This window comes from Paenarthrobacter sp. GQ52 (genome assembly GCF_059759005.1).
Map to the genome: position 1 here is coordinate 41,587 of NZ_JCAXEJ010000010.1, position 15,071 is coordinate 56,657.

Below are 15,071 nucleotides of genomic sequence, written 5' to 3' on the forward strand. Positions count from 1 at the left end.
AACCACATATCACAGCAACCCCTTGATCCAGATTGAACAGCTGTTTAGTGTATGAAACATGCGTTCAAGCGCAGAAGATCTCACCACCCGGGCGCGCATCCGCGACGCCGCCATCGGCCTCTTCGGCCGGGAAGGATTTGCCCGCGCCACCGTCAGGGCGGTAGCCGCTGCTGCGGGAGTCAGCCCAGGCCTGGTCATCCACCATTTCGGTAGCAAAGACGGGCTCCGCGACGCCTGCGACCAGCACGTCCTGGCCCAAACAGCAACGCAGGGTCGCGAGAAAACCCACCCGGAGTCCACGCGGCAACTCATCCAGGATTACCTCAACCACCCCGACCAATACTTGGACGAGATCGCCTACATCCGTCGTGTCCTCAGCGATGAGTCCGAGGCAGGTGACGCCTTCTTTGATGCCGTGGTCAGGCAGACCCAGGACATCATCCATGCCGGAATCGAAGCCGGCACCATCCGGAAGTTCGACGACGCCCGGTCCACGGCCGCCGTCATCGCCGCGAACAGCCTGTCGATCCTCATGCTGGGCAGGCACCTCTCACGGACGTTGGGGAAAGTCGCTCCGGAGCCCCAAGGCATCGGCCCCGACCTTCTCCGGCAACTCACCCTGCCCGCCCTGGAGATTTACACACACGGCTTTTACACCGATTCGCGGTTCCTGGATGCGGCCCGCGACGCCTTGCAGCAAGACAGCACCAGCGCCGGAAGGGAGCATGCACTGTGACCCAGGCAATCGCCGTCGAGGGTTTGCGCAAGAGATTCGGAGCCCGGGAAGTCCTCCATGGGCTCGACTTCGCAGTGGAACGCGGGACGGTGTTCGGCGTCATCGGGCCGAACGGAGCGGGCAAGACCACCACCATGCGCTGCCTTCTGGACATCATCAGGCCCAGCGCGGGGTCCATCTCGGTGCTGGGACAGGACCCGCGACAGGCAGGCACTGCCCTTCGCCGCAGGATCGGCTACCTACCCGGTGAACTGCACTTGGAAAACAGGACCACGGGCCGGCGCATGCTGGAGCACTTCGCAGCCATCAGCGGACCCGTTGAGCAACGGCACGTCAACGAACTCGCCGAGCGGCTGAACCTTGACCTCGATCGCCAAACCCGGAAGCTCTCCAAAGGCAACAAACAGAAGCTCGGACTGTTGCAGGCCTTTATGCACAAGCCGGAACTTCTGGTCCTCGACGAACCCACCAGCGGCCTGGATCCCTTGGTTCAGCAGGTATTCCATGCGTTGGTTCGCGAAGCCCTGGATGACGGCGCCACGGTATTCCTCAGCTCGCACGTCCTCAGCGAAGTACAGCAGGCCGCCGACGCCGTCGCCATCCTCCGCGACGGCGAAATCGTCACCGTTTCCACCGTGGAGACGCTCAGGACGGCAGCAGTCCGGCAGCTTCGGTTCAGTAGCACCGGAACGGAACCGCACGACGTCGGCGCACTGCTGGCCAGGGTGCCCGGCGTCGCCAACGTGGCAGTACGGGAGCTCAAGGCCGACGGTCACGCCGCCGGAACAGTTGAAGCTACGGCAACGCTCTCCGGCGTCGTCCAGCCCTTGATCCAGGAGTTGTCCAAGCTGAACGTGACGGATCTGGTCCTTGAAGAACCCGATCTGGAGGAAGCCGTATTGACTCTCTACACGGCACAATCCGTGGGGAATGACCACGCTTCCGGGAAGCTTCATGGTTCGGGACGCCGCGCGGAAGGAGCACACCGTGCCGAGGGTTCTCCCATTGTTCACCAAGGCTCTGACTGACTCGTGGCGTTCAACGGTGGCATGGGCACTGGGCTTGTCGGCGGCGTGCATGCTCTACCTGCCGCTGTATCCCTCGATCGGGGGCAGTGCGCAAATGCAGGATCTGATCAACGCGCTTCCCCCCGAAATGACCAAAGCCCTGAACTACGATCAAATCGCGTCAGGCCCCGGCTACACCCAAGCCACCATGTTCGGGCTGATCGGCTTCCTGCTGATGTCCATGGCCTCAGTCGGCTGGGGCGCCGCGGCCGTGGGTGGCGACGAGGAATCCGGATTACTTGAACTGACGCTCGCCCACAGTGTCACCCGGGTGCAGGTAGTCCTCGAGCGTGCATTGGCCATCGTGGTTCGTGTCGCGCTGCTTTCCGTTCTCGTTTTTCTGCTGGTGCTGGGACTGAACGGGCCCTCGCAACTGAGCATCGACGTCGGGCATCTCGCCGGAGCGGTGCTGCTGTTCGCCGCCCTTGCGCTGCTCAGCGGGACAGCTGCGCTTTGCGCCGGAGCGCTGAGCGGCCGGAAAGTGTATGGGATCGCGGCGGGCGCCGCCGTGGCCGTCCTCGGATATGTGTTCAACGCAGTGGGGCGGCAAAGTCCCGACGTCGAATGGTTGCTGAACCTTTCGCCCTATCACTGGGCGTACGGCAACTCCCCTGTGGCCAACGGGGCCGATTGGGGAGCTGCCGCGGGACTGTATGGCATCTCCGCAGCCCTGATCGTGCTCGGGGCGGTGGCACTGCAGCAACGCGACGTAGGCGTTTAGCTCCACACGTGCGGGGCGGGACGACGCGCTCCGGGAAGTGCATTGTTTTCGCGCCACTCGTGGATCCAGTCGGGCAGTTCCAGGTCAGCCGGCGGCGCGCCGAACTCGGCGATGATTTCTTCCTGAGTGACAGGCTTGCCCTTGTGCACCAAGCGGGTGGCGATGTGTGCCCGTGCATAGATTTCACCGTCCACCACCATGCGTTGTTCGAAGTAGATGGCTTTGCTGTCCAAGCCAATGATGCGGGTCTCGATGGTGTATTGCTGCCAGAGCTGCAGCGATTTGCGGAAAGCGATGGTCTCACCGGCTGCCACCGGGCTCCAACCCCGCTTGCGCATTCTTGTCCAGATGCCGCTGCGGACCATGAGGTCGAAACGGCCGAGGTCCATGAGCGAGAAATACATACCGTTGTTGACGTGCATCGCGATGTCGATGTCAGTGGGCAGAACCCGCAAAGGCAGCGAGGATTCTTCCCAGACACCCAGGGGCGAACGCTTGGATGACGTGAACAGCAGCATGAGGGTACGAAGAAGCAAGTGCATGGCTCAATGTTACCCGTCGGTAACTTCGTGGGGAATATGCAGACCACATCGCGGACCCGGCTCATAGTCCAAAGAACGTTTATGTACAACGATTGCACTAACGTTTACCGCCGGTTCATGAAAGACGTGCACAATATCTGAAACTCATATTGATCGAACATATAAGGGGGACCCTTTGAGCACGCTGCAAACCGCCAGGCCGCAAGGCGACGTTTGGCCGGAACTCTCCCGCCACCAGAACGTGGTCCTCCAGGATGCCCGCGGCAACCGCATCGAGGGAACCATCGATGGCATGACCAATGATCGCAGCACGCTGTGGATCCAACTGAAGGGCGGCCTGGGCCGCCAACTGATTCACCACTTGGACGGCTACTGGCTGGAGACACCGGCCGCCTGAAGCTGTTGAGTACTTCCGCGGTGGCTAGTATTCCCGTATGACTCAAGCGCGATACAGGGACCTCGTTGAATGGCCCCTCATGGCCACGGCACTGATTTTTCTCACGGCTTACGCGTGGCAGGTCATCGGTCGCGTCACCGGAGCCGAGGCAATACCTTTCGAGGTTGTTCTCTGGATCACTTGGGGAATTTTCGCCTTGGACTACTTCGTCAATCTCTGGCTTGCCGAAGACCGGATGCGCTGGTTCCTGTGGAATCTGCACGAACTCCTGATCGTGGTACTCCCGTTCTTCCGGCCACTCCGGTTGCTGCGGCTGGTCACGTTGCTCTCCGTCCTGCAACGCACCGTAGGTGAAACCCTGCGCGGACGCGTCGCCACGTACGTAGCAGGAGCAGCCGCGATGCTCATCCTCATCGGAGCACTGGCCGTGCTGGATGTCGAACAGAACGCACCCGACGCGAAGATCGTCACTTTCGGCGACGCCGCGTGGTGGGCCATCACCACCATCACCACTGTGGGCTACGGCGACCTCTACCCGGTAACCCCCATCGGCAGGATCGTCGCTGCGGCCCTCATGATGAGCGGGATTGCGGTCCTTGGTATCGTGACAGCCTCCATCGCTTCCTGGCTGCTTCAACGAATCGAGGAGAACGCCGAGGGCGTAGCAGCGGCTGCGGAAATCAAGGCCGCCGCGGCCGAGGAACCGGTCCGCGCCGAGATGGCCGATCTGGTGACGGAGATCGCGGCCCTGCGGATGGAGATCGCGGAGCTCCGACAAGCGACGGAGCGCCGCTGACCGACCCCGAGGTTCTTCGGATACCCCGCCGGTCAACGCACTGTCAGGCGGACAACCCCGGGATTGGGCGGGCCGTGCGTTCATCACCAACTCTGAACACTAATGTCACGTGACGCGCCGTGGCTTGCGGTGTGTCACCCGGGTTGCAGGTCCAAAGTGGGTGGTAGCCGCACACCCCTGCGTTCGTCCTGACCCGCTGGCGCCACCCACATTCGCCAGGGACCCGGATCCCGACTAGCGCCACTCACGTGCCCCGAGGACCCGGGTCCCTCCTGACGACACGCGGAATCGAGTGTCGCCGCCACATTTGCGCGGCACGAACGGATATGAGTGTCCTCAGGCGGCGCGAGGGCACACGAAAAAATCCCCGGAACCACTGGTTCCGGGGATTCTTCTTGGGTGGCAGATGAGGGATTCGAACCCCCGTAGGCGTTGCCAGCTGATTTACAGTCAGCCCCCTTTGGCCGCTCGGGTAATCTGCCGAACTTCAAAAGAAGATCACTTCCGGAGACCGTTTCTTTTAGATCCGGTAACCGAAGGCAGAGACAACCTTACAGAACTTTCTGCGAAGAATCTAATCGGCCGCAGACACCCGGGAATTCGCGCTATTTCAGGCTTCCCCGAGGATCCGGCCGGCCAGTTTCGCTTCGAACTTTTCGGCTTGCTCGGCGGTGATCTGGTTGAGCTGCACTGCGCGCAACAAGTCCGCGTGCACTCCGTCCATCCGGGACGTAGCGTCGGGCACCGGGCTCAGGACAATCGATGCCGCCACGGCCGCGGCGGCTACGGCACTGGCCGCGGCGACCGCGGCTGTGCCAATGGAGCCTGCTGCTGCGGATGCGGATTTGCTGATGGACTGGACGGCCTTGCTGCTCATGCTGATCCTCCGTGGATGCGTTCTTCCAACTGGTTCAACTCTCAACCAGCAGCCTCTGTTCCAACCCTGCATGTGCTGTGAGCGAACTGTGAAAGAAGTCCACGGCCCTAACCCACGCCTTCCGTACTAGGCTGGATGCCAGACCAACCCGCCCTCACAGGGCCCCCAACCTAAGGAGAGTCATGGCAGGCGAATCCACATTCGACGTCGTAAGCAAGGTAGACAAGCAAGAGGTCGCCAACGCGCTCAACCAGTCCCAGAAGGAAATCGCGCAGCGATACGACTTCAAGGGCGTCGGCGCTGAGATTGATTTCAGTGGCGAAAAGATCCTCATGAAGGCCAATTCCGAGGACCGCGTCCTCGCTGTCCTGGACGTCTTCCAGTCCAAGCTCATCAAGCGCGGCATTTCCCTGAAGTCCCTGGACCAGGGTGAGCCTTTCCCCTCCGGCAAGGAATTCCGCCTGGAGTGCACCATCAAGGAAGGCATTGCCCAGGACATCGCCAAGAAGATCAACAAGATCATCCGCGACGAAGCCCCGAAGTCCGTCAAGTCCCAGATCCAGGGCGACGAACTCCGCGTCACCTCCAAGTCCCGAGATGACTTGCAGGAGACCATGAACATCCTCAAGAAATTCGAAGAGGCCGACCTGCAGTTCGTGAACTTCCGCAGCTAGCTTCCGCTGACACGTCGATGGCCCGCTGTTCCGTTGTTGGCCAACAACGGAACAGCGGGCCAGCGACATGTTTGGCTGGATTCAGGAAAGCGGGCGCCCGGCCATCCGTTCCAGTCGGCTGATCCGTTCCTTCATGGGCGGGTGCGTGGAGAACATGCGCCGCATGCCGCCGCCACGGAACGGGTTGGCGATCATGAGGTGTGAGGCATTGACCAGCCGCTGGTCCTGCGGGAGCGGCAACTGGGTGACACCGGATTCGATCTTGCGCAGGGCTGAGGCGAGCGCCAGTGGATCGCCGGTCAGCTCCGCACCGTCCTCATCGGCGTCGAACTCACGTGTACGGGAGATAGCCATCTGAATCAGTGACGCCGCGAAAGGCGCGAGCAGGGCCATCGCGATAGTAGCCAGCGGGTTGGCGTTGCGCCGGTCCCCACTACCAAAGATCAGCAGCATCTGACCCACTGAAGTGATGACGCCGGCCACGGCAGCAGCAACCGATGAGGTAAGGATGTCGCGGTTGTACACGTGCATCAGCTCATGCCCCAGTACTCCCCTGAGTTCGCGGGCGTCGAGCAGGTGGAGTATCCCCTCGGTGCAGCACACGGCAGCGTTCTTGGGATTGCGTCCGGTGGCGAAGGCGTTGGGCGTCATGGTGGGCGAGAGGTAGATCCGCGGCATGGGTTTGTTGGCACGCACGGACAGCTCTCGAACAATCTGGTACAGCTGCGGTGCCTGAGCCTCGGTGACGGGGTAGGCGGCCATGGAACGGATGGCGATCTTGTCGCTGTTCCAGTAACCATAGGCCGTGGTGGCCACACCGATCAGTGCCATGATCCAGATGGGCGTGGTGCTGCGCGTCCCTGCCGCGATGATGGCGCCCAAACCCAACAACACCGCCCACAGCACACCGAAGAGCGCCGCGGTCTTGAGTCCATTGTTGTGTTTATGCACGGTTGTTCTTGTCGCTTTCGTTGTCGCAAGGGTTCTGTACGGATTAACGCCGACGCCGCCCCTCGTGTTCCGCTGTCAGCCTACGTGGGCGCACGGCTCAGCGTCAGGGCACGGGGTGTTTGGCGTCGTACGCGACGAATCCGGGCTGCATGCGCGAAGCGAACCATGCAACAAGGATGCAGAGTAGCCCGCCCAGCAGCAACACTCCGCCTTCGCTCAGGAACTGGGTGACACCGCCAGCCAGCATGTCCCCTACCCGGGGCCCTCCGGCCACCACCACGATGAACACGCCCTGGAGTCGCCCCCGCAAGTGGTCCGGTGTGGCTGCTTGCAGGATGGTGGTGCGGAAAACGGCGCTGACGGAGTCCGAGATTCCGGCAAGGGCGCAACAGAATGCTGCCGGGATCAGCCACGGCGTGACACCGTCGCGGCCGGCATCCCCTGCCAGCAGCACCACCAATCCGAAGCCCGCAATGGACGCGCCCCAACCAATCACGGACCACACCACGGCACTGCCCTGCTTGCGGACCCGCCCCAAGGGCCCGGAAAACAGACCGGCCAGGAATGCGCCCACGGCCGTTGACGCGAGCAGCACTCCAACAGTGGTCTCGCCCCCGCCGATCATTACCGCACCGATGGCCGGCATCAGCGCGCGGGGCTGGGCGCAGATCATGGCGATGAGGTCGATGATGAAGGTCATGCGGACGTTGGGCCGTGTCCCGAGGAACCTAAAGCCTTCCACCACGGAGCGAAGCCCTGGTCGCACGGCATCCTTGGACGGCGGAAGGGGCGGGAGTTTGAAGAGCCCCCACAGTGCGAAAGTGAAGCTGATGACGTCGATGGTATAGGTCCAGCCAAAGCCGATGGTGGCCACGAGCACGCCCGCCAGGAGTGGTCCAGCGGTCATGGACAAGCCGAACGTCAGCATGCTCAGGGCATTGGCAGCGGGAAGGAGGTCCTTGCGGACCAGGAGCGGGATGATGGCGCTCCGGGCGGGGCCGTTGATGCCTTGGGCACCACTTTGGATGGCCACCAGTGCGTAAAGGAGCCAGATGTTGCCGATCTCCAGCCACGCCTGCAAGGCCAATCCGGCCGTCGTTACCCAGAGGACAAGGGAGGCAATGAGGGCTACTTTGCGGCGATCGTAGGCGTCCGAAACGGAACCCCCGTAGAGCCCGGCGATCACCAACGGAACCAGCGCAAAGATTCCCAGGAGGCCCACATAGAAACTCTCCTGCGTGAGCCGATAGACCTCCAGGCTGACAGCCACCAAGGTCAACTGGGTTCCGATGGCAGCTACTGAAGCCCCCAGCCAGAGCCGCCGAAAAGCGGGACTCTCCTTCAGGGGAGTGATGTCTGCCAGTAGTTTCGCCACCGTCCTACCTTAACGAGCATTACAGCAACCTCCCGCAACTCTCCCTGGCTGCGGTAGGTGCTTGGTAGGCTCACCCCGGGGAGGGAGTTGACATGGGCTTGGAGCGACGTTTGCTGTACCGTTCGGGGTTTTGGGAAATCGCCCGGCCGCGCCATCCGCTCACGGCCGGGCACATCTTGATCAGGCTGTCCGATCCGTCCACCGAATTCGCGCAGGCTTCAGCGTCCGATTGGCTCTTCTGCCACAACCTGGTACGCGCCGCACTCCAGGACGTACTGGGGGCAACACGCTTCTCCGTGATGTTCGCCCACCGCTGGCACCCGCTCGGTTCCGCCATAGGCGAGCCCGTGGCCGAGTCTTCAACCCCCACGTTCCACCTGTTCGGGCGATGGGACGGAGAAACCACGACGCCGGGCGCTCAGCTTTCCTTGCCGGCCCACCGTCGTGTCGGGGAGCCTGAGCACACATTGGAAGCCACCGACACGGCGGTCCGTGAGGCGCTGCGGCTGAGCCGACCTGAGACCTCCGTAAGTTCCGAACCTGGGGCGGGCGCCGCCGTCGAGCGCTCTTCTGAAGTCGTGCCCGCTTCTGACGCTGGTCCACTGGTGCGGACCATGGAAACGGGGCCCCGCCATACGGTGATCGAACCTGTCCGGGCTGTGGCGAACGTTCGTGACATCCTGCCGGCGGAACTGCTGGCCATGGCGGGGGCCTTGGCCGCTCTTCCCCTCACCGGAGGTCTCAGTGGTTTCAGTTGCCTGGCATTGGAATCAGAGACAGCGGGCGCGCCTCTACGGGTGCATGCGCTGGGTCGATCCGCAGCTGAGGACGCGAATCCCATGGAGGATCTGTTCCGTTCACCAGAAGTTAGCCTTGCCTTATTGTGAACTGATCAAAATAAGTGTTTCAATGAATGCATGACAGATCACACAGTCGAGCAAGCAGAATGGGCCGCCGCCCTGCATGCCCACGGCCGGCGTGTGACCAAACAGCGGCTGGCCGTGCTTGCCGCAGTCCAGCACCATCCGCATTCTCCGGCAGAAGGCATTCTTGCCGCTGCCCGCAAAGAGCTTCCTGAACTGACGGCGCAGTCCGTTTACGTAGTGCTCAGCGACCTCACGGACCTGCAGATGCTGCGCCGCTTCGAACCCCCACACTCCCCGGCGCTGTACGAAACGCGGGTGGGTGACAACCACCATCACGCCGTGTGTATCAGTTGCGGCAAGGTGGAGGACGTGGATTGCGCCGTGGGACACGCACCGTGCCTCACCCCGCACTGGGATGAAAATTCCAAGCCCATGACCATCCAGATCGCAGACGTCCTTTACCAAGGCATCTGCCAGGACTGCCAGTCCAAACAACAGCTTCCCGTAACTTCCGTAACTCAGAAATAAAGAAAAAGGAGAACAATGACTGCCATTTCAACAACCCAGTCAGGTGCCCCCGTTACCTCCGACGCGCACTCGAAGTCCGTCGGCGCCGACGGTGCCATCATCCTCACCGACCACTACCTGGTGGAAAAGCTCGCTCAGTTCAACCGCGAGCGGGTCCCGGAGCGTGTAGTGCACGCCAAGGGTGGCGGCGCATTCGGTACGTTCAAGACCACCTCGGACGTTTCGGCTTACACCAAGGCAGCCTTCCTGCAGCCGGGCGTTGAGACGGACATGCTGATCCGCTTCTCCTCCGTTGCAGGCGAGAACGGTTCTCCCGACACCTGGCGCGACCCCCGCGGTTTCGCTGTGAAGTTCTACACCTCCGAGGGCAACTACGACCTCGTTGGCAACAACACCCCCGTCTTCTTCATCCGCGACGGCATCAAGTTCCCGGACTTCATCCACTCCCAGAAGCGCCTCCCGGGCAGCCACCTGCGCGACGCTGACATGCAGTGGGACTTCTGGACCCTCTCCCCCGAGTCCGCACACCAGGTCACCTGGCTCATGGGCGACCGCGGCCTCCCGGCTTCCTGGCGTGAAATGCAGGGCTACGGCTCGCACACCTACCAGTGGATCAACGCCGCCGGCGAGCGTTTCTGGGTCAAGTACCACTTCAAGTCCAACCAGGGCGTCAAGACCATCACGGGCGACCAGGCTGAACAGCTTGCCGGTTCGGATGCAGACTTCTACATCCGCGACCTCCAGGAGAACATTGCCGATGGCAACTTCCCCTCCTGGGAACTGCACGTCCAGGTCATGCCGTACGAGGACGCCAAGACGTACCGCTTCAACCCGTTCGACCTCACCAAGGTTTGGCCGCACTCCGACTACCCGCTGATCCACGTGGGCACCATGGAGCTGAACAAGAACCCGGAGAACTACTTCGCGCAGATCGAGCAGGCCACCTTCGCGCCGTCGAACTTCGTACCGGGCATCGCCGCTTCCCCGGACAAGATGCTGCAGGCCCGCATCTTCTCCTACGCAGACGCACACCGCTACCGCGTGGGCACCAACCACGCACAGATCCCGGTGAACCAGCCCAAGAACCAGGTCAACAACTACAGCCAGGACGGCCAGGGTCGTTTCCTGTTCAACTCCCCCTCCACCCCGGTATACGCACCGAACTCGGTGGGTGGCCCGGCTGCTGTTGAGCCGACTTCACCTGCCGGTGGCTGGGAGAACGACGGTGAGCTCACCCTCTCCGCCCACACCCTGCACGCTGAGGACGACGACTTCGGCCAGGCCGGCACCTTGTACCGCGAGGTCTACGATGACGCTGCCAAGGCCCGCCTCCTGGACACCATCACCGGTGCCGTCGGCGGCGTGAAGCACGCCGACATCAAGGAACGCGCCATCCAGTACTGGACCAACGTTGACTCCGAGCTCGGCGCCAAGCTCCGCGCCAACCTCGGTGCAGGCCAGACCGAGTCCGACGCCGAAGCAGCCAACAAGCTCTAAGCGTCGCCGTTCTACTGCATTTCAAGGAACACCCCGTTGCGGATCTTCTCCGCGGCGGGGTGTTCCTTTTGTTTTCCACATAGCATTCGTTGGCTATGGCTGGGCGGGTCATGCCGTCCCTAGGATCCTTCTATGAGTACATTCGAAGGCATCCCTACTGCCGCATTCCGTTTCTACGCCGAGCTTGAAGAGAACAACAACCGCGAGTGGTGGCTGGAGCATAAAACAACGTACGACGCCGAGGTGAAGGGACCGCTGACAGCCCTCCTTTCGGAGCTGGAGCCGAAGTTCGGGCCGGCAAAGATCTTCCGGCCCAACCGGGACATCAGGTTCTCCCAGGACAAGTCACCGTACAAGACAGCGCAAGGCGCCTTCGCTGCCAGCCAGGAAGGCGTCGGCTTCTATCTCCAGATCAGTGCCGACGGTCTGCTGATCGGCGGCGGCTACCACTCCCACACGCCTGCCCAACTGGCACGTTTCCGGGCCGCAGTGGATGCTCCTGATAGTGGATTGGCGCTGCAGGGAATCGTCGATGCGGTGGCAGCGGCCGGCTTCGCCGTTGAGGGTGAGACCCTCAAGACCGTTCCACGGGGTTTCGACAAAGAACATCCACGCGCAGAGCTGCTCAAGCACAAGTCCTTGTCCGCCAGCGTTGAGGTGGGTCAGCCGGACTGGTTGTCTACTCCCGCAGCCCGTGACGAGATTGCTGCCCGTTGGGAAGAGCTGAGGCCGCTGGTGGAATGGGTCGGTGAGCATGCGGCGCCGTAACGCGGGAACGCCCGGAAACCTATGGTCTCCGGGCGTCCCGTACTTCAATATCGCTCAGCTGTCCGACAAGCTGCTCACATTGGTCTAAACCTTGGTGTAGCTGTCCTCGTCCTCGTCGCCCTTGGCCTGGCGGCTTTCGGCGGCACCATTGACGGAGGCCTTGGCTGCGGCGAATTTCTCATTCAACCGCGAGTGGCGCTGGCCGTAGGCGAAGTAGATGGCCATGCCGATGACCAGCCAGATCGCGAAGAAGATCCAGGTTTCCACGGCCAGGTTGGTCATGAGATAGAAGCAGAGGACTGCGGAGACCCACGGCAGAACCTTCCCGAACGGGACCCGGAAGGCTGGCTTGAGGTCAGGCCGCTTCTTGCGCAATACCAGGATGCCCAGGCTGACCATCACAAACGCGGACAGCGTTCCGATGTTGATCATTTCCTCTAGCAGGTCCACCTTGGTAACGCCAGCCACCAGGGCCACGGCCGCACCACAAATGATCTGCAACCGGGCCGGCGTCGAGCGCTTTTCGCTGGTCTTGGACAGCGAGCGGGGCAGGAGGCCGTCGCGGCTCATGGCCAGGACCACGCGGGACAGGCCCATGAGCAGCACCATGATCACCGTGGTCAGGCCCACCAGGGAACCGAACGCGATGATCTTGGCAGCGTCGGTGTTGCCCACGGCCTCGAAAGCCGTGGTCAGGGTGGGGTTCTTCACCTCGGCCAACTGCGTGTAGGACACCATGCCGGTCAGTGCGAGGGACACCAGGATGTAGAGCAGCGTAACCACTGCAAGGCCACCGAAAATACCGCGGGGAAGGGTCTTCTGCGGGTTTTTGACCTCTTCCGCGGAGGTTGCCACCACGTCAAAGCCGATGAAGGCGAAGAACACCAAAGCTGCGCCGGCAAAGACGCCGAGTGTTCCGTACTGGGCCGGAGCAGCACCCGTGAGGAAGCCGAAGAAGGACTGCTTCATGACGTCGGCGGCGCCGGAGTCGGTGGGCTCGGAGGCAGGAATGAAGGGGGTGTAGTTGGAGAACTTCACGTAGCTGAAGCCAACAACGATCACGAACAGCACCACGGCGATCTTGATCAGCGTGAAGACGTTGCCAACGCGGGCGGACAGCTTTGTCCCCAGCACCAGCAGGACGGTGAAGATCGCGACGATGAGGAAGGCACCCCAGTAGAGATCAACACCAGCCACCTGGATTGACGGCGGCATTTCCACGCCCATCAGGCCGAAGACCGTACTAAGGTAAATGCCCCAGTACTTTGCGATCACGGCTGCGGCGGTGAAAAGTTCAAGGATGAGGTTCCAGCCGATGATCCACGCGAGGACCTCGCCCATGGTGGCGTACGTGAATACGTAGGCGGAGCCTGCCACGGGGATCGCTGTAGCGAATTCCGCGTAGCACATGATGGCCAAAGCACACGTGACAGCGGCGATGGCGAAGGAGATGGTGACGGCAGGGCCGGCAAAGTTCGCGGCAGCCTTGGCGCCCACTGAGAAGATCCCGGCGCCGACAGCAACGGCGACGCCCATGATCATGAGGTCCCAGGTGCTCAGGCTGCGCTTAAGCTTGCGACCGGGTTCGTCGGCATCGGCGATCGACTGCTCGATTGACTTGGTCCTGAAAATGTTCATAAAAATGCCACATTCTGGATGGGAGTGGTATAGGACTCATCAAGAATAGTGTCCGGCCAATGGACGGCCATATTTATCCCAGATAGTGAGACGACCCCCAAATCAGCGTGACTGCTGTGGCTGGTGTGACAGGGACGCGTTGTCCCCGTCACACCAGCCATGGGCCCTTAAACGCTTGGAACGTCCCAGTCCATGAGGGTGGAACGGATCAGGAAACGTTTGCCCTCGGGTGACTCCACCGAGAATCCACTGCCGCGGCCGTTCACGACATCCACGGTCAGATGGGTGTGGGACCAGTAGTTGAACTGCTCCTTGGACATCCAAAACTCCAAGGGCTGCCGCTCTCCTCCGGCTCCGATATCGAAGCGGCCCAGAAGGACATCAGAGTCGCCGGTGAGGAACTCCCCCGCGGGATAGCACATAGGTGCAGAGCCGTCGCAGCAACCACCCGACTGATGGAACATGAGTGGCCCGTGCTGGTCCCAAAGTTTGCGGAGGAGTTCCAGGGACACCGCGGTGAGCGCCACCCGGGAGAAATCCTCCCCGGGCAGCGTCACCGCAGCTTCCAAGCTGGTGTTGTCCATCAGAACTTCAGGACCACTCGGCCGTCGATCTTGGCGTGCTTCATCTCGTCAAAGACCGCGTTGACTTCGGAGAGTTCCCGGGTGGAGACCGTTGGCTTGATCTTTCCCTGGGCGTAGAACTCCAGTGCTTCCTCCAGGTCCTGCCGTGTTCCCACGATCGAGCCGCGGACCGTAAGGCCCTTGAGGACGATCTCGAAGATCGGCGCAGGGAAGTCTCCCGGAGGCAACCCATTGAAAACGATCGTTCCACCACGGCGCGCCATACCGATCGCCTGGCCGAACGCCGAAGGGTGAACCGCTGTCACCAGGACACCATGGCAGCCACCCGTTTCACGTTGGATGACCTCTGCCGGATCCTCATGCAGGGCGTTGACGGTCAACTCGGCGCCGTGTTCGCGGGCCAGTGCCAACTTGTCATCGGCAATGTCCACCGCCGCGACCCGGAGCCCCATGGCCACCGCATACTGCACGGCGATGTGCCCCAGTCCCCCGATGCCGGAGATGGTGACCCACTGACCAGGCCTGGCCTCGGTCATCTTCAGGCCCTTGTAGACCGTGACCCCGGCACACAGAACCGGCGCGACTTCCACCGGGTCCGAGCCTTCCGGGATGCGGGCAGCAAAGCGCGTGTCAACCAGCATGTACTCGCCGAACGAGCCGTCAACGCTGTAACCACCGTTCTGCTGAGACTCGCACAGGGTTTCCCAACCGGTGCGACAGTACTGGCAGTCTCCGCAGGCGGACCACAGCCAGGCGTTCCCCACAAGATCGCCCACGGCAACGTCCGTGACACCCTCGCCCAGAGCCACCACTTCACCGACACCTTCGTGTCCGGGAATGAAGGGCGGTGTGGGCTTGACCGGCCAGTCGCCTTCGGCGGCATGGAGGTCGGTATGACATACCCCGGAGGTGATGAGGCGGACCAGCGCCTGGCCGGGACCCGGCGTCGGGCGTTCCACCTCCATGACCTTAAGGTCGGTTCCGAACTCTGTTACTACTGCAGCTTGCATGGTGCTGGTCATTGACGATCTCCTTTGATCGATAAACAGGACGG

The 15,071-nt window shown here is 62.0% G+C and carries 17 protein-coding genes and 1 tRNA gene; 10 read left to right on the forward strand and 8 right to left on the reverse strand.

The genetic code is table 11. From position 1 onward, the window contains the following. Positions 1 to 58: 58 nt before the first annotated feature. From AC6CH8_RS14190 to AC6CH8_RS14200, 3 genes are read left to right on the forward strand one after another with little or no spacing between them, the layout of a single operon-like run. Positions 59 to 736 carry a TetR/AcrR family transcriptional regulator gene (locus AC6CH8_RS14190; protein WP_498191245.1) on the forward strand — a complete coding sequence of 226 codons (678 nt, stop codon included), beginning with the start codon at positions 59 to 61 and terminating at the stop codon, positions 734 to 736. Further along, a complete protein-coding gene (locus tag AC6CH8_RS14195; protein ID WP_498191246.1) occupies positions 733 to 1,764 on the forward strand; it encodes an ABC transporter ATP-binding protein in 1,032 nt (343 codons plus the stop codon). The genes AC6CH8_RS14190 and AC6CH8_RS14195 overlap by 4 nt, the downstream gene beginning before the upstream one ends. Continuing rightward, entirely contained in the window at positions 1,724 to 2,524 is an 801-nt protein-coding gene (locus AC6CH8_RS14200) for an ABC transporter permease subunit (RefSeq protein ID WP_091469159.1), read from the forward strand. Before AC6CH8_RS14195 ends, AC6CH8_RS14200 begins: the two co-directional genes overlap by 41 nt. Here AC6CH8_RS14200 and AC6CH8_RS14205 read toward each other — a convergent pair. Next, entirely contained in the window at positions 2,521 to 3,066 is a 546-nt protein-coding gene (locus AC6CH8_RS14205) for an acyl-CoA thioesterase (protein WP_498191247.1), read from the reverse strand. The genes AC6CH8_RS14200 and AC6CH8_RS14205 overlap by 4 nt on opposite strands. 175 nt (positions 3,067 to 3,241) lie before the next feature. On the opposite strand from AC6CH8_RS14205, the gene AC6CH8_RS14210 reads away from it, so the two are divergent. Together AC6CH8_RS14210 and AC6CH8_RS14215 are read left to right on the forward strand one after the other, a co-directional pair. After that, complete coding sequence (locus tag AC6CH8_RS14210; protein ID WP_054808616.1) at positions 3,242 to 3,463, forward strand: hypothetical protein; 222 nt, start codon at positions 3,242 to 3,244, stop codon at positions 3,461 to 3,463. Positions 3,464 to 3,500: 37 nt separating this feature from the next. Beyond that, positions 3,501 to 4,259, forward strand: coding sequence for a potassium channel family protein (locus AC6CH8_RS14215; protein ID WP_179019616.1), 759 nt, complete (start codon positions 3,501 to 3,503; stop codon positions 4,257 to 4,259). 400 nt (positions 4,260 to 4,659) lie between these two features. Here AC6CH8_RS14215 and AC6CH8_RS14220 read toward each other — a convergent pair. Together AC6CH8_RS14220 and AC6CH8_RS14225 are read right to left on the reverse strand one after the other, a co-directional pair. Beyond that, a tRNA-Tyr gene (locus AC6CH8_RS14220) sits at positions 4,660 to 4,741 on the reverse strand. A 128-nt stretch (positions 4,742 to 4,869) separates the two neighbouring features. Further along, the gene (locus AC6CH8_RS14225) at positions 4,870 to 5,136 is read right to left on the reverse strand and encodes a hypothetical protein (RefSeq protein WP_144648679.1); all 267 of its coding nucleotides are present in this window, start codon (positions 5,134 to 5,136) and stop codon (positions 4,870 to 4,872) included. 182 nt (positions 5,137 to 5,318) lie between these two features. On the opposite strand from AC6CH8_RS14225, the gene AC6CH8_RS14230 reads away from it, so the two are divergent. Next, positions 5,319 to 5,810 carry a YajQ family cyclic di-GMP-binding protein gene (locus tag AC6CH8_RS14230; protein ID WP_017200185.1) on the forward strand — a complete coding sequence of 164 codons (492 nt, stop codon included), beginning with the start codon at positions 5,319 to 5,321 and terminating at the stop codon, positions 5,808 to 5,810. An 81-nt stretch (positions 5,811 to 5,891) separates the two neighbouring features. Here the strand turns inward: AC6CH8_RS14230 and htpX are convergent, their stop codons facing one another. Both htpX and AC6CH8_RS14240 read right to left on the reverse strand, forming a co-directional pair. Further along, positions 5,892 to 6,761 carry a zinc metalloprotease HtpX gene (gene htpX, locus AC6CH8_RS14235; RefSeq protein ID WP_498191248.1) on the reverse strand — a complete coding sequence of 290 codons (870 nt, stop codon included), beginning with the start codon at positions 6,759 to 6,761 and terminating at the stop codon, positions 5,892 to 5,894. A 103-nt stretch (positions 6,762 to 6,864) separates the two neighbouring features. After that, positions 6,865 to 8,136, reverse strand: a complete 1,272-nt coding sequence (locus tag AC6CH8_RS14240; protein WP_420178677.1) for an MFS transporter — start codon at positions 8,134 to 8,136, stop codon at positions 6,865 to 6,867. 92 nt (positions 8,137 to 8,228) lie between these two features. Here AC6CH8_RS14240 and AC6CH8_RS14245 point away from each other — a divergent pair, with 92 nt between their 5' ends. The 4 genes from AC6CH8_RS14245 to AC6CH8_RS14260 all read left to right on the forward strand — a co-directional run bounded on the left by AC6CH8_RS14245 (position 8,229) and on the right by AC6CH8_RS14260 (position 11,795). Continuing rightward, complete coding sequence (locus AC6CH8_RS14245) at positions 8,229 to 9,023, forward strand: hypothetical protein (protein WP_498191249.1); 795 nt, start codon at positions 8,229 to 8,231, stop codon at positions 9,021 to 9,023. Between the two features lie 30 nt (positions 9,024 to 9,053). Further along, positions 9,054 to 9,530 carry a Fur family transcriptional regulator gene (locus tag AC6CH8_RS14250; RefSeq protein ID WP_420178679.1) on the forward strand — a complete coding sequence of 159 codons (477 nt, stop codon included), beginning with the start codon at positions 9,054 to 9,056 and terminating at the stop codon, positions 9,528 to 9,530. A 15-nt stretch (positions 9,531 to 9,545) separates the two neighbouring features. Next, on the forward strand, positions 9,546 to 11,027 hold the full coding sequence (locus tag AC6CH8_RS14255) for a catalase (RefSeq protein ID WP_309074041.1): 1,482 nt from the start codon (positions 9,546 to 9,548) through the stop codon (positions 11,025 to 11,027). A gap of 132 nt (positions 11,028 to 11,159) precedes the next feature. Beyond that, positions 11,160 to 11,795, forward strand: coding sequence for a DUF2461 domain-containing protein (locus AC6CH8_RS14260; protein ID WP_498191250.1), 636 nt, complete (start codon positions 11,160 to 11,162; stop codon positions 11,793 to 11,795). Positions 11,796 to 11,879: 84 nt separating this feature from the next. Here AC6CH8_RS14260 and AC6CH8_RS14265 read toward each other — a convergent pair whose 3' ends face one another. The 3 genes from AC6CH8_RS14265 to adhP all read right to left on the reverse strand — a co-directional run bounded on the left by AC6CH8_RS14265 (position 11,880) and on the right by adhP (position 15,039). Further along, positions 11,880 to 13,433, reverse strand: coding sequence for an amino acid permease (locus AC6CH8_RS14265; protein WP_476114569.1), 1,554 nt, complete (start codon positions 13,431 to 13,433; stop codon positions 11,880 to 11,882). A 167-nt stretch (positions 13,434 to 13,600) separates the two neighbouring features. Beyond that, entirely contained in the window at positions 13,601 to 14,017 is a 417-nt protein-coding gene (locus AC6CH8_RS14270) for a DUF779 domain-containing protein (RefSeq protein WP_420178680.1), read from the reverse strand. Continuing rightward, a complete protein-coding gene (gene adhP / locus AC6CH8_RS14275) occupies positions 14,017 to 15,039 on the reverse strand; it encodes an alcohol dehydrogenase AdhP (RefSeq protein ID WP_420178681.1) in 1,023 nt (340 codons plus the stop codon). Before adhP ends, AC6CH8_RS14270 begins: the two co-directional genes overlap by 1 nt. Positions 15,040 to 15,071 lie beyond the last annotated feature (32 nt).